The organism is Pseudomonas sp. Pse1, assembly GCF_024519635.1.
Taxonomy (GTDB): domain Bacteria; phylum Pseudomonadota; class Gammaproteobacteria; order Pseudomonadales; family Pseudomonadaceae; genus Aquipseudomonas.
In genome coordinates this window covers 16,399-30,204 of record NZ_JALJRO010000026.1, presented here as the reverse complement: position 1 = coordinate 30,204, position 13,806 = coordinate 16,399, and the positions used below count along the sequence as shown (strand labels likewise).

Annotated in this window: 12 protein-coding genes; 7 read left to right on the top strand and 5 right to left on the bottom strand. The window is 54.5% G+C overall.

The window, feature by feature from the left end; translation table 11 throughout:
• Positions 1 to 16 precede the first annotated feature (16 nt).
• The 4 genes from NR126_RS25850 to NR126_RS25835 all read right to left on the bottom strand — a co-directional run bounded on the left by NR126_RS25850 (position 17) and on the right by NR126_RS25835 (position 3,805).
• On the bottom strand, positions 17 to 823 hold the full coding sequence (locus NR126_RS25850) for an SDR family NAD(P)-dependent oxidoreductase (RefSeq protein WP_105755696.1): 807 nt from the start codon (positions 821 to 823) through the stop codon (positions 17 to 19).
• 140 nt (positions 824 to 963) lie between these two features.
• The gene (locus tag NR126_RS25845; protein ID WP_256832272.1) at positions 964 to 1,911 is read right to left on the bottom strand and encodes a PDR/VanB family oxidoreductase; all 948 of its coding nucleotides are present in this window, start codon (positions 1,909 to 1,911) and stop codon (positions 964 to 966) included.
• Between the two features lie 90 nt (positions 1,912 to 2,001).
• The gene (locus NR126_RS25840; RefSeq protein WP_105755698.1) at positions 2,002 to 3,030 is read right to left on the bottom strand and encodes an aromatic ring-hydroxylating dioxygenase subunit alpha; all 1,029 of its coding nucleotides are present in this window, start codon (positions 3,028 to 3,030) and stop codon (positions 2,002 to 2,004) included.
• 157 nt (positions 3,031 to 3,187) lie between these two features.
• Positions 3,188 to 3,805 (bottom strand): TetR/AcrR family transcriptional regulator, encoded by a 618-nt coding sequence (locus NR126_RS25835; RefSeq protein ID WP_256832269.1) that lies wholly within the window; start codon positions 3,803 to 3,805, stop codon positions 3,188 to 3,190.
• A gap of 426 nt (positions 3,806 to 4,231) precedes the next feature.
• Here NR126_RS25835 and NR126_RS25830 point away from each other — a divergent pair, with 426 nt between their 5' ends.
• The 7 genes from NR126_RS25830 (at position 4,232) to NR126_RS25800 (ending at position 12,310) form a co-directional block, all read left to right on the top strand.
• Positions 4,232 to 5,287, top strand: coding sequence for a maleylacetate reductase (locus NR126_RS25830; RefSeq protein ID WP_105755700.1), 1,056 nt, complete (start codon positions 4,232 to 4,234; stop codon positions 5,285 to 5,287).
• Between the two features lie 50 nt (positions 5,288 to 5,337).
• Positions 5,338 to 6,294, top strand: coding sequence for a VOC family protein (locus NR126_RS25825; RefSeq protein ID WP_105755701.1), 957 nt, complete (start codon positions 5,338 to 5,340; stop codon positions 6,292 to 6,294).
• A 14-nt stretch (positions 6,295 to 6,308) separates the two neighbouring features.
• Positions 6,309 to 7,004: an alpha/beta hydrolase gene (locus tag NR126_RS25820; protein ID WP_105755702.1), complete on the top strand. Its 696-nt coding sequence runs from the start codon at positions 6,309 to 6,311 to the stop codon at positions 7,002 to 7,004.
• Positions 7,005 to 7,110: 106 nt separating this feature from the next.
• Positions 7,111 to 8,007, top strand: a complete 897-nt coding sequence (locus NR126_RS25815; protein WP_256832257.1) for an NAD(P)-dependent oxidoreductase — start codon at positions 7,111 to 7,113, stop codon at positions 8,005 to 8,007.
• An 18-nt stretch (positions 8,008 to 8,025) separates the two neighbouring features.
• Positions 8,026 to 8,412 carry a carboxymuconolactone decarboxylase family protein gene (locus NR126_RS25810; protein WP_105755704.1) on the top strand — a complete coding sequence of 129 codons (387 nt, stop codon included), beginning with the start codon at positions 8,026 to 8,028 and terminating at the stop codon, positions 8,410 to 8,412.
• Positions 8,413 to 8,610: 198 nt separating this feature from the next.
• Positions 8,611 to 9,420, top strand: coding sequence for an N-acyl homoserine lactonase family protein (locus NR126_RS25805; RefSeq protein ID WP_105755705.1), 810 nt, complete (start codon positions 8,611 to 8,613; stop codon positions 9,418 to 9,420).
• A gap of 124 nt (positions 9,421 to 9,544) precedes the next feature.
• Positions 9,545 to 12,310, top strand: a complete 2,766-nt coding sequence (locus NR126_RS25800) for a LuxR C-terminal-related transcriptional regulator (RefSeq protein WP_256832248.1) — start codon at positions 9,545 to 9,547, stop codon at positions 12,308 to 12,310.
• Between the two features lie 111 nt (positions 12,311 to 12,421).
• Here NR126_RS25800 and NR126_RS25795 read toward each other — a convergent pair whose 3' ends face one another.
• Positions 12,422 to 13,702 carry an NAD(P)/FAD-dependent oxidoreductase gene (locus tag NR126_RS25795; protein ID WP_256832243.1) on the bottom strand — a complete coding sequence of 427 codons (1,281 nt, stop codon included), beginning with the start codon at positions 13,700 to 13,702 and terminating at the stop codon, positions 12,422 to 12,424.
• Between the last annotated feature and the right edge of the window lie 104 nt (positions 13,703 to 13,806).

Sequence of the window (13,806 nt, the reverse complement as noted above, 5' to 3'; positions counted from 1 at the left end):
CTACCCAAGAGTTTGATTACATGTAAATGCCGCCGGATGGGCAGAGCGTTTGCCCCGTGTAATACGCGCCATCGTCACTGGCGAGAAACAGCAACGTTTGGGCGATTTCGGATGGCTGTGCGGCTCTTGGGATAGGTTGCATTGCGATGATTTTCTCCATGATTTCCGGAGGCTGTGAACTCAGCAGCGGGGTATCGACGGCCCCAGGGGCTACCGCATTGACACGAATGTTGTGAGGTGCCAACTCGCCGGCAGCTGAACGGGTCATGCCAAGGACAGCGGCCTTTGAAGCTGGGTAATAAAGAGGCATGGGCACGCCGACCAGAGCGGCCACGCTCGAGATATTGACTACCGACCCGCCGCCGGCTTTTTTCAGGAGGGGCGCGGCTGCTCTCAGGCAATAAAAAGTACCGGCCAGGTTGACAGCCAGGACTTTAGCGAACTCTTCATCTGTCGTATCTTCGAGAAACGCAGGGAGAAATCGCTCACCTCGAGCAGCGGCGTCAAAAGCGCTGATATTGGCTTTCACCAACTTATCGTTCGCTTCCTTGGTCGGCGCATTGATGCCGGCAGCGTTAATCAGAATATCGAGCTTGCCGTACTTTTTATTGACGCTGGAAAACACCGTGTTGACGAGCTGACTATTACTCACGTCCAACTCCACGCACTCAATCCGTGGATCTTGAAACCTGTCGGTCAACTTTGCCAGGGACAGATCTGCGGCAATGACAGTAGCACCCTCTGATACAAAAAGCTCAACCGTTGCGGCACCAATACCCGATGCGGCACCGGTAACAAAAGCGACTTTCCCTTCAAGTTTCATGGAAACCTCTATAGTTATTTTATTCGCGCAGGTGCGCACAGGCCTGAGTTACGCATTCCGATCACGATCGAGCGTAACTTTATTTAACTTTCAACAATCTTGCGTTTCCGGCGACAGCCAACAATAGATACGGGGGACGATCAAATATCCAGCACGAGCTTTTTCCCATGCGCTCGGGAACAACATGTCAGAATCTGATCATTCGCACTTCTCTCGCTAGCCGAAAGATAAAGGTCACGATGATCCGGCGTGCCTTCCAGCACCCGCACAAGACAGGTTCCACATACACCCTGCTCACAGGAGTAAGGGATTTCAATGTCGTTCTCCATCAGCACCTGCAGGATGCTGCGCTCTGCAGGTACATTGAATACCTGTTGGGTACTGGCAATGGTGATTTCAAAAGCTTGATTTGAATCAGTATCAGCGGCCTCGTTGGCAAAATATTCTCTATGCAGTCGGGCCTCTCCCCAGCCTGCAGTACGGGCAGTATCCAGGACGAAGTCCATGAAACCGGTGGGGCCGCAGACGAAGAGATGTTCATCGAGGGCTCGGTTTGCCAGCATCGAGGCCAGGTCAGGTTTAGTATCCGGCTCTGAGTCAAAATACAGGTTGACCCGATCAGAGAAACTGCAATTTTTTAGCTGCTCTGCAAATGCAGCATGTTCCGAGGATCGACTGTAATAGTGTAGTTCGAATTCGGTACCTATCTGAGACAGTCTCTCAGCCATGCTAAGTATCGGCGTGATACCGATGCCTCCAGCGAACAACAGGGTCCTCCTCGCCTCATGGCTTAAAGGAAACAGGTTTCGGGGTTGGCTGATCTTTAGTTCCTGGCCAATTTGTAACTGATGCATTGCGCTAGAGCCACCGCGACCTTCGGGGGCCAGCAAGACGGCAATTTTATAGCTGTGATCAGCTTGCGAACTATTGAACAATGAGTACTGCCGAATCAATCCATTGGGAAGATGGACGTCGATATGAGAGCCTGCGCTAAAAGGTGGCAACGCCTCTCCACTGGCAGACACCAGTTCAAAACTGAAAATATTATGGGCTTCGCACTTACGGTCGGCAATCCTGACACTTATCACGGCCAGATCTCCTGCAATTTCAAAAAGGTGACACCCACCCACAGACAGTAGGCAACGACGCAAATCATGTCACGGAAGTGTTTTACTTAATTAACTGAGTTCTGCGGAAACAAGGCGATCTATCACTCGCCGCGATTGAACACCGCCCGAGTCAATATTAAGTTTAAGCAGTGCGCGCTGCGGATACAGCAACAGATTCTTCTGCTGTTGTTCGAGCATATCCAGATCTTCGGAGAAAATTTTCCCCTGACCTTCACGGATGGTATCCGTCAGCTCATGATCGCCTGGTTTGAAATTGCGAGCCATGCCCCAGAAGTACCAAATAGAGGTCTCGGTTTCCGGAGTGATAAAGTCCACCACAATGGAAGAGGCTTTGTGTTCAGGTAACGCATGAACTCCCCCCTTTCCTTCAAGGGCAACACCCACTTCGATGAGCACGTGACTCGGAGGGGTAAATCGGCAGATCTGCCAACGATCGACCAGGGCGTTTTCATCCAGATCATTACCCCGAAGCGCCATCTTCCAGAATGGCGGCGCGATAATGCCGTGCATGTGCCGCTCCGTCACAACTTCATTGCCATTGACGGACGTACTGCAAGGGACCTCATCAATCTCTTTCTGTCCGATGCTGGAGGCGTGAACATAAGTCTCATGGGTCAAATCCATGAGGTTATCAATCATGAGTTTATAATCACAGGCGATGTGATACAGACCGCCGCCGTAAGCCCACTCTGGATTTTGCGCCCATTCAAGATGATGAATTTCGTCGGCGTTGGCCAATGATTGATCACCTGGCCATACCCAGATGAAACCGTAGCGCTCAACCGCAGCGAACTTTTGAATGCAGGGGAAACCACCGACCCGCTGCCCGGGCATGGAAGCGGTATGTCCATCGCAGCCCATAGCGAGACCGTGATAGCCGCAAACCAGATTACCGTTTTCGACATACCCCAGAGAGAGTGGAGCCCCGCGATGCGGGCAAAAATCTTCCAAGGCGCATACAAGGTCATCAGCGCTACGGAAGAACACCATCTTCTTGCCGCAGATTTGCCTGCCAAGGGGTTTCTCGACCAACTCATCAGGGGTACAGGCGACGTACCACGCGTTCAGTTGAAACATGATTAATCCTCTGATTGGAGTTGTTTTGGGATTGAATTCATGTTGTTTCAGGCAACTCCACTTGTCAATAGACAACTGAGTAGACAGATGTCTATTTTAGGCGAAATTTTCTCCCCGCTGACAAACGGTGTCTCCGAGCCAAGGATGCGATAGAAAATTATCCGCGGATGCGGGAAAGGACGGCCCACCACTGGGCGGCCAGGACGCGACAGAAGGGCTCTACGTCGAGCAGATTGCCGACAACCGAAAAAAACATCACCCTCTCGAACTGAATCATCAACGCCAATACTGCGCGATGATTGTCGTTGAAATGGTCCGCGCTGGATGCTGGATCAAGCTCGCGTGTGAATCGAGTAGCGGCTTCACTGATGCTATCGATCCATCGCTGCGCGACCTTGGGCTCAGTGGCAACAGCCTGCTCCATGGCTTGGTAGTGAAGGCTCTCGCCCTTCCACCTCTCGATGTTCCCCATCAGCCAAACGCAGATATCTCTCTCCGTGCCGCAGCACTCTCTGGCAAAAAGCGTATAGCGCTGGAACAGCTCAGTCTGGTTTCGCTCGATCACATCAACGATGATTTCCGCCTTCGTAGCAAAATGCAGATAGAAGGTCGCTCTGCTGGCTCCTGCGGCAGAAGCGATCTCTGTAGCGGATGTCGCCTGATACCCTTTGACCGAGAATGCCTGAAAGGCCGCTTCTACAATTCGATCCCTGGTCATTCTCGCCTGCGCTTCTCGAATGGGCGAAACCGCCGTGGCATCTTTACGATCTTTCAACTCGGCCTCCTTAGGTCGTTGCACATGCAGACCTCATTTATCGTCTGCTCTAACAATTGATATTGCTGCCAGCGTATCACCTGGCGTCACAGCCCGGAGAACTTGCCTAACCGATGGCCTGCTCCAAGCCATCCGAAATCCCTAGGACTGGCCCTGATGGCATCCTATACAACCCTGCGCTAACTCATGATTCGCCGCACTATCTTTTGATAGGTGATTGCCTGGCTCTGCTGCATGAATCTCCAGTCTGGATAAGAGAAACACTGGACACGGACCGGAGCGCAGATTTTCCAACAGTTAGGCGATGCCCTCAAACTGACCACAGTTTGGCTGGGGTCGCCCCGTCATCTCCATGCTCCGGTCCACCCAGCATTGACGCGTAACACCTCAAAATCCGAGGTGAATACCATTTTTGCGGAGAGATGGATGCAACCATTTGTTTTCAATGCCCTGCCCGGGCGAGTGATTTTTGGATCAGGCACCTTGAGCCAGGTTGGGGACGAGATCCGGGGCCTGGGATGTGCTCGCGCGCTGTTGCTCAGTACGCCTGAGCAACAGACGCAAGCCGAACACTTGGCCGCGCAGTTGGGTGATCTGGCTGTTGGTGTCTATGCGAATGCGACGATGCACACGCCTACTGATGTCACACTCCATGCCCTGCAAATTTTTCGAGAGGCCGAGGCGGATTGCGTAGTAGCGCTGGGTGGCGGCTCCACAATCGGACTTGCAAAAGCCATTGCGCTGCACACTGATGTGCCGCAAATCGTAATTCCGACGACCTACGCCGGATCAGAAGCCACGCCTATTATTGGTCAAACTGAAAACGGTATTAAAACCACTCAGAAGACCCTGAAAGTCCTGCCTGAAGTCATCGTCTATGACGTTGATTTAACCCTCGGACTACCGGCTGAGATGACCGTCACCAGTGGGCTCAATGCAATCGCCCATGCTGTAGAAGCGCTTTACGCGAAAGACGCCAATCCGCTGATTTCAATGCTCGCGGAACAGGGCATTGCAGCGATTGCCCGGGCTCTGCCGCGCATCATCAAGAATCCGCAAGATCGAGAGGCGCGCTCGGATGCTCTGTACGGCGCGTGGGCATGCGGCGTATGTCTTGGTGCGGTGGGCATGTCCATTCACCACAAGTTGTGCCATACGCTGGGCGGCACCTTCAACCTTCCGCATGCCCAAACTCACACGGCAGTGCTGCCCCATGCAACCGCCTACAACTTCGACGCCGCGCCTGCGGCCATGGCTCGAATTGCAGCAGCACTGGGTGTCGATAACGCACCTCGCGGATTGTTCGATTTAGCCAAAAGTCTTGGAGTTCCCACCAGCCTTGCCGAGCTTGGATTGAAGCAATCCGACCTTGCAAAAGCGACCGATATTGCCTGCGCGTCGCCCTATTGGAATCCACGTGCAATTGAGCCGAAAGCAATTGGCGAATTGCTGGCCAACGCCTGGGCAGGTACTCGGCCGTAATCGGTAACTCAATAATTAACTCGCTCGTGAAGAACGAAAAAGGAGACGACATGGAACTCAATCCCCATATTTTGCGCCATCACCACATCACCCTTAACGTGGGTAGTGCTCAGGATGACTACGACTTTCATACAAAAGTGCTGGGTTTGAAGAGCGTCAAGAAAACCGGCCTCTACGACGGTAACGATCCGATCTACCACTTCTACTACGGAAACGATATCGGCGAAGAGAGTACCCTGGTGACGTGCTTTCCGATGCGCCAATCCGGTCGAAAGGGACGCCCGGGAAGTGGACAAATCAAGACCCTAGCGCTTTCTGTTCCGGTGTCATCACTCGTGTTTTGGGCAAAGCATCTGGAAAGCCACGGTTTCAAACCCGAGTATCAGGAGCGTTTCGGCGAGAAACTTCTTCATTTCGCTCACCCCTGTGGAATTTGTTACGAGCTGGTAGGTATTGCAGATGATGATCGCAAGCCCTATTCAAATGGTGTTGTGCCTTCCGGGTTCGGCATCCGAGGAACTCACGGCATCACGGTGTCTGTACGAGACCTTGAGAACTCTTCGGAATTCATGCACTACGGGTGGAATGGCACCAAGACCAATACGGACGGACAGTTCACACGCTTTGAAGTAGGTAACGGTGGGAGCGGTGCGGTCATCGATTACCAACTTGAACCGAACCTGCCTCAAGGTTCATGGGCATACGGAGAAGGTACTGTTCACCACTGCGCGTTCGAGGTGGCGGACCTGGATGTGCAACGTAACGTCAAGCTGCATCTGGAAGGCCTCGGCTACACCGATGTCTCTGACCGCAAAGACCGTGGATACTTTGACTCCGTCTATGTACGCACACCCAGCGGAGCATTGTTCGAAGCGACTGTTTCCAAGCCTGCCGGATTCACCGTTGACGAGCCCTTCGAGTCGCTCGGTAAATCCATCCAGATCCCTCCCCAATTAGGGGCCAGGGCACAAGAGATCATCGCCTACCTCGAACCACTGAAGTATTGATAGAGGTGGGAGATATGAGCGCAAACCCACACTTGGCATTACCCGTCCATTGCTCAGGTCCAGCGCCTGAGAGCGTCGGCTGGGTGGCGATATTTATCCACGGCAGAACGCAGTCATCCAGCGACATGCTGACTATCGCCAGTCGACTGAACCTTTCGGAAATGCCATGTATCGCGCTGGATGCCGCGGATAATTCCTGGTACCCCAACCAGTTCATGGAGCCGCTGGCGAATAACCAACCACGTCTGGACTTCGCTCTGGACCGACTCGATCAGTTGCTGAGCGAGCTCAATGAACGCGGGATTGCAAACGAACACATCGCGATCGTGGGCTTCTCGCAAGGCGCCTGTCTCGCGTGCGAGTACGTCTTCAGGAAACAGCAACGCTTCGCCGCATTGGTGGCGTACACCGGCGGACTGATCGGACCGGAGGAAACCCGCTGGGATACAACCGGTCGCCTTGAAGGAATGCCTGTATTGCTCAGCAATGGAGATCAAGATCCCTGGGTCCCTTTAGACCGCACCAGGCAAACGTTGGCAGTCTTCAATGCCATGGGCGCCAACGCCGAACTGAAGGTTTACCCCGGGCGAAGTCATGAAGTCTGCGACGACGAAATCATGATCAGCATGACATTGCTGAGAAGTGCGATGCGACTTGCAACGAAACAACCCGAATCAGCCCAATCGCCAGATCACATGCCCTGGCCATGACCTCGCTTACTCCGTGTCCGTTGCCGTGTGGCAAACCGGAACAGGAGCACACAGGCGACTCATCCCCTGAATAGTTGCTTCACCACTGGTAAAGAGAGCATCAACTATGAACATAGGTTTTATCGGACTCGGCACCATGGGTGAGCCCATGGCCACGCGCCTTGTCCAAGCCGGATTAGCCTTGACGGTGTTTGACCTGAACAACGACGCGGTAAATCGCCTGACCACACTCGGAGCGCAGCGTGCCGAGTCAGCGGCGGATGTGGCGAGTAAGGCCGAAATCGTATTTGTAAGCCTGCCCACCCCCGAAATCGTCGAGAAAGTCGCATTGGGTGAAAATGGCGTAGTCGAAGGCAAAAAAGTACGTGTCTATATCGACTTGTCGACCACTGGCCCACGGGTCGCCAAGGTGGTAGCCAATCAACTTGCAGCGCACAAAATCATCGCCCTTGATTGCCCTGTCAGTGGCGGTGCTGCGGGTGCGGCAAAGGGCACGCTGGCTCTAATGGTCTCCGGCCCCGGCGCGGCATTTGATGAAATCGCCCAGACGCTCCATCTGCTCGGTAAAGCGATTTACTGCGGAGAAGGTGCAGGTTTGGGGCAGACGATGAAACTCGTCAACAACCTGGTTTCGGTCACTGCGCTGGCGGTTTCTTCCGAAGCACTGGTGATGGGCGTCAAAGCCGGGTTAGCCCCTCAAGTAATGCTGGATGTCTTCAATGCTGGCAGTGGTCGTAATAGCGCCACTGTCGACAAGCTTCCTCGAGCGGTGCTGCCGCGCACCTTCGACTTCGGTTTCACGACTGCTCTGTCTTTGAAAGACACACGTTTGTGCCTGGATGAAGCTGAGGCGATGGGTATTCCAATGCCGGTCGGCAGTGCCGTTCGCCAAATGCTCAATATGACTCGTGCTGCCTACGGTGACAGTTCCGACTTTACCCGAATGGTCTGCGTGCTCGAGCAATGGGCCGGGATCGAAGTGCCTAAGGTTTCTGCAGTCTGACTATACGGAGAGATGACGATGAGTAACGAAACGTTCGAGAAAGGCTTTGCCAATCGCAAGGCGGTACTGGGTGCTGCACACGTTGAAAAGTCGTGGGCCAGCGCTGACGAATTCAACAAGCCGATGCAGGAACTGGTGACCAGGTATTGCTGGGGCGAAGTATGGGGCGACGACACGCTGTCGTTCAAGACTCGAAGCATCGTAAACCTTGCAGCGTTGACTGCGATGAGCCAACACCACGAGCTGTCCGTACACGTCAAAGGTGCTTTGACCAATGGCGTGACCAAAGAAGAAATTCGTGCAGTGCTGATGCAGGCTGCCATCTATTGTGGCGTGCCACTGGCTTTGGCCGCCTTTCGTGTAGCCAGCGAAGCGATCGCCGCGTGGGAAGCACAAAACTCCTGACAGCTGATACTCCCGTCGCAGCCATGCGTTGCCTGGCGGGACTTCTACTCCTCAACATTGCAGCACTCAGCGAGCACTTCCACTGCGTGCTCGCGACTATAACCATAACCATTATCCGGCTGAAGCAGGCGTCCGCGAAACGCAGAACACTATCGCCAAAACGCGGAGCAAACCATCTGCTCTGCAGCCGAGGTCAACATGATGCGCCCACTGCCTGAGTACGAAATATTTGCCGTGCGCTATGCACATCTCGAGCGCTCGCGCCGCGACAACTTTATAGCTCCAGATCCACACGATGGTCCGATGCCCATGGACTATTTCGTCTGGGTAATTCGCGGCTCGTCCAATCACTACCTGGTGGACACCGGCTTTAATCAGGCTGCGGCTGATGCTCGCGGGCGAACGCTGCTGCGCTGCCCAATTCAGGCATTACAGCTACTGGGTTTAACTCCCGAAGACATACGCGAAGTCATCCTTACCCACATGCATTACGATCATGCCGGCAACGTGGATTTGCTACCGAACGCCCGGTTCCATCTCCAGGAATCGGAGCTGCACTACGCGACAGGCCGTTACATGCGCTACTCCCCCCTACGTCACCCTTTCAATGTGAATGATGTGATCGATATCGTACGGGGCGTCTACCAGCAACGTGTCGTCTTTCATCAGGGCAGCACAATACTGACTCCGGGCGTTGAGCTGATCCACATTGGCGGCCATACCCAGGGACTGCAGGCCGTGCGGGTCCATACGTCGCGCGGCTGGGTGGTCCTGGCCTCGGACGCGAGTCACTACTACGACAATATGATCGAAGAATCGCCATTCCCTGTGGTCTTCCACGTAGGCGACATGCTCGATGGATATCAAAAAATACTCTCCCTGGCAGACTCGCCGGATCACGTGATCCCAGGGCACGACCCAATGGTGCGCAGGTACTTCCCCTTTGAGGGCGACCCGATCAACGACATTGTTGCTTTACACAAAGCCCCCCAAATCGAGCGCCGCTGAAGGTCGCAGGACAACATCTGCGTGTTAGTATCGAGGCGCTGCCCTGCCCCATGGCCTCCGTATACAAACCATTTCTACAAGAGGTCGAACACATCGACCCGTACTTTTTGGAGGCTCGTTGCGTATGCGCAGTGATAACCATAAGTTCTTTCGGGAACCCCAGGATTTTTTAAACATCGCTCTGCTCAGTTCGAAGTTGCATCCTCCCAGCTTCGCTCAGCTCATCCCGCGGCCACGCCTCCAGAACCGCCTGATGGAGGCGATCGACACCCCGCTTATCCTGCTGCAATCCCCACCAGGTTATGGCAAGACTTGCGTACTTGCGCAGTACTGCGAGAGTTTACGCACGCAGGGTAAACGCGTTGCCTGGTTAGCCATCGACAGCTCCGAGCGCGAACTCTCGGTTTTCACCGCGTATCTCAAGGCGATGATTGAGCTGGCAGGCCAACCCCGAGCACGATCAGGGCAGTTGACCCGAGTTGGCGACACGGGGTTGATGGATGCTCTCAATGCTCTGCTCGCCTTACTGGATGAACACCTGGCGACGCCTCTCTATCTGATTTTTGATGACGTTCATCAACTCGCGGGCAGCGACTCCGTCCGGGTCCTTTCCATGCTAATTGAGCGAGCGCCCGCCAACCTCCATTTTGCTCTCAGTTTCCGCGGTGAACCCTGCCTGTCGGTAGCGCGACTTCGAATGCACGGCAAGGTATTCGACCTCGGCGTACGCGATCTCTATCTGACAGACATGGAAACCAGCGCACTACTGGAATTGCATGGCGTTCAAGGAATCGATCAACGCCAGCTTCATACGCTGGGCAGGCGCCTCGAAGGTTGGACCGGCGGCCTGGTTTTGAGCGCCATCCAACTCCGTCGCGATCCGGAGTTGATCCACAACCTCACCCACTTCTCCGGCGACAGACGACAGTTCGCCGAGTTTTTTCTTCAGGACGTATTCAATCGACAGTCTGCAGTCATTCGAACGTTTCTCTTGCGCACCTCTGTGGTGGAGCGATTGTGCGCCCCGCTATGCCATCTACTGACAGGAATTGAGCACAGTCAAGAATTGCTGCGCGAATGCGAAGGTCTTGGCTTGTTCCTGACCCCCATAGACGACCAGCAATCCTGGTATCGCTATCACCCACTGTTCGCTGAGTTCCTGAGGAGGGAATTACGCGAACAGGACGGCGGACTGCTCCTGTCCCTGCACGCCCGCGCCAGCGACTGGTTTTCCGAGCAAGGCGATCACCTGGAGGCCTTCAATCAAGCCTTCGCTGCAAGAGAAATGCACCGTGCAGCAGAAATCATGGACACCCATTGTCAGGACATTTTCGCGACCCAGGAGTATGCCTGGCAAATGGTGGATAAACTGCCGAGAGAGATCATCGGGCGCTTCCCCTACATCCTTCTCGCGCAGGTTTGGCAGCTTGAAATGCTCTGGCAATTTGAGACCTGCGCAGAACTGATGGAGAAGGCTCGTCAGCGCATCAATCAGTTGGAACGCGATAAATTGCTACCGGAAGAGAAGCTGCGTTCGCTCAATTACTTACTTCAACACCGTGAGTTGATGCGGGCACTGATGAGTGACGACCTGTCCACTGTGCAAGTGCGTGCCCAGGCCCTGCTTGAGTCTTACGACGACGCCCATCCCGTAGTACGGGCCAGCCTTTACACAGCGCTGATCAGTGCTCAGCGCGAACATTACAAACTGGGCGATGTGGAGCGTTTAAATGCTTTGGCTACGGAGCACCTGAAGCGCTTGCCCAACGACCTGGGCCAAGTATTTCACAACGCGGTTGTCGGCCCCTCACGACTGATGGTTGGCCGAACACACGCAGCGATCCAGGCACTCAATGACGCTCTCAGAACCGCAGAACACCTTGCCGGCAAGAGCTCACCCCTGGCGGCGATGGTCGCTGTGCTGCTGGCCAAAGTTCACTACGAGCGCGATGAATTGGAACAGTCAGCAAGTTTGCTGGACCACTACCTTCCTCAAGCAACATTTATCGGCTACGTCGATCAGGCAATTGCCGGTTGGTTGACCCGCGCTCGTCTTTTGATGATTGAAGGCAATCAAGCCGCTGCATTCTCCACGCTGGATGAGGCGGATGTGTTTGCGACTGAGCATAACTTCGAACGCCTGCGACTGTTCACCCTGGCCGAGCGCCTGAAGTGGTTACTGCGCAGGGGCGATACCGACGAAGTCATCCGCCTGGGTCGGCGCAATGGACTACGATGCCCAATCAATGACGTCTCGCCCAGTACACGAGCCAATACTCGTGATGAGGCACGCGCCATAGCGTGGATCAGAATTGCGCAGGCCGAAGATCGCTTACCAGAGGCATTGAACCTGGCAAAGCTTTGGCACCGGTATCTTGAAAACGTCGACGCGATACGAAACATGATTCGCTGGGGTTTGCTGATCACCCACCTTTCGGTGCTGTCCGGAGACCATAGGGCAGCTCAGCGCATGTTACGCAGAACGATATTGCAAGCAGCCCCTTGCGGTTTCATCCGTGTATTCCTTGATGAAGGACCGTGGCTGGAAAGCCTGCTTCGAGAACAACTGAAAAATGCGGTCCTGAGTAAGGAACCTGCCGATGCCTTTGCGACTGACTTGCTGAGTCGCATGCAAGGATCCGAGGGCGTCACCCTCAAGCCAAGCCTCGACACGAGCGAACCCTCGCCCATCCTTGGAGCGCTGAATAGCCGCGAGATCGATATTCTGGAAATGGTCGCCATGGGCCTGCTCAATCGGGAGATCGGCGGCAAATTAGGGATGACCGAAGGCTCGGTGAAATGGTACCTCCAACAGATATACGACAAGATCGGCGTCCGTCGTCGCACGCAGGCCGCTGATCGGGCGCGCCAACTCGGCATATTGCGCTGATAACGGTGAAGAGTAACGATCGGTAATCAAGCATCCTGCCCGCCCTGGACGGATATTGAGCTGTCCCCTCCACCTGCTGCGCAGGGGACAGCCCAGATAGGCCAGGCGACGTCAGTGTGTCTCTTGCGAGAAGACAATCCCACCATGAGCGCCGAGCTTTGGGGTAGTCCCGGCTTCATCGGCTTTCAGATAGACCTCGTTCCAATCGGCGCGATAATCACGACCAGCAAGGTTGAAGACCGAGGTCAACGCTTGGCGTCGCAGGTCGCGATCGTTCACCAGCGTGAAAAAGTTGTCCTCATCCTCCTGACGTTTGACTGGATTCTTTTCCTGCGTGCGGCGTTTCATCTCAATCGCTGTAGGGTTGGCGATCTCGAGGAAACAGCGGCGACGCTCATAGGCGTACCAATCCAGCGCGTCATCGGCATACTTTTCATTGATGACCCCACCCAGGCACTTGCTCAACATGTCGGCGTCTTGAATGCCACTGGTGAACCCCAGGCCACCTATAGGGTTAGTCGCATGGGCAGCATCACCTGCAAGCAACACACGACCTTGGCGATAGGTACTGGCGGAGCGCTGGTGGACTCGGTACGAATTAGCCATGAGTAGTTCGTACGGTTGCTCCGGGTCCGGGAAAAATTGTTGGATACGCTCGGGGATTCGAGCAAGACGTTCCTCCTCGGACAATTCGCCAGCTTCGCCATATGCAATTCGCCATTGATGGTTATTGTCGATCTTGGCAATCACCGCCCAGTTATCACCGTTCGCAAGCATTGTGGAGGGTGCGTAGCCGTGCTTGTCAAAGTCATAGATGACATTGGTTGCCATGAAGACTTCGTCCCAGGTGAACCCCTCAAATGCGATATCCAATTCTTTCCGGACACTCGAGCGGGCACCATCGGCGCCAATTAACCAGTCTGCTTCAAGCGTGCGCGGCCCTTCGGCAGTCAGCACGGAAACCATAACCTGCTCGTCACTTTCCAGCACAGTATCGAAAACGGTATCCCATAGAAGCGCAGTGCCAGGCAGTTTCAGGAATGCTTCCAACACAATCTCGGCCAGCAGATCCTGCCCAAAATGCAGGTTATAGGCATAAGGAGTGAGGTCTTCAACATCGCGAAAATTGAGGCGACCAACAGTGCCCGACATCATAAAACGCAGGTTGTATTCATAACCCCACGCCGCGACTTTCTGGGCGGATTCAAGCAAACCAAGCTCATCCAGCACCTTCAACGTAGATGACAGATACACCATCGCCCGGGGCCAACGCAGGATATCTCGCTCTCGGTCGATAACTGTGACTTGCGCGCCCTGACGGGCCAGCCCCAGCGCCGTGATTAAACCTGTCGGTCCTGCGCCGACGATAATGACTCGTTTATCTGTGGCCATCTAAAACTCCGGTTCGTTGTTCCTTGTGGACAGCGCAGAGCAGTCTGCGAGCAAGACCGCAAATCCGAGACTGTTCGCGCGACGCAGTCTGCATTTACTCCCGA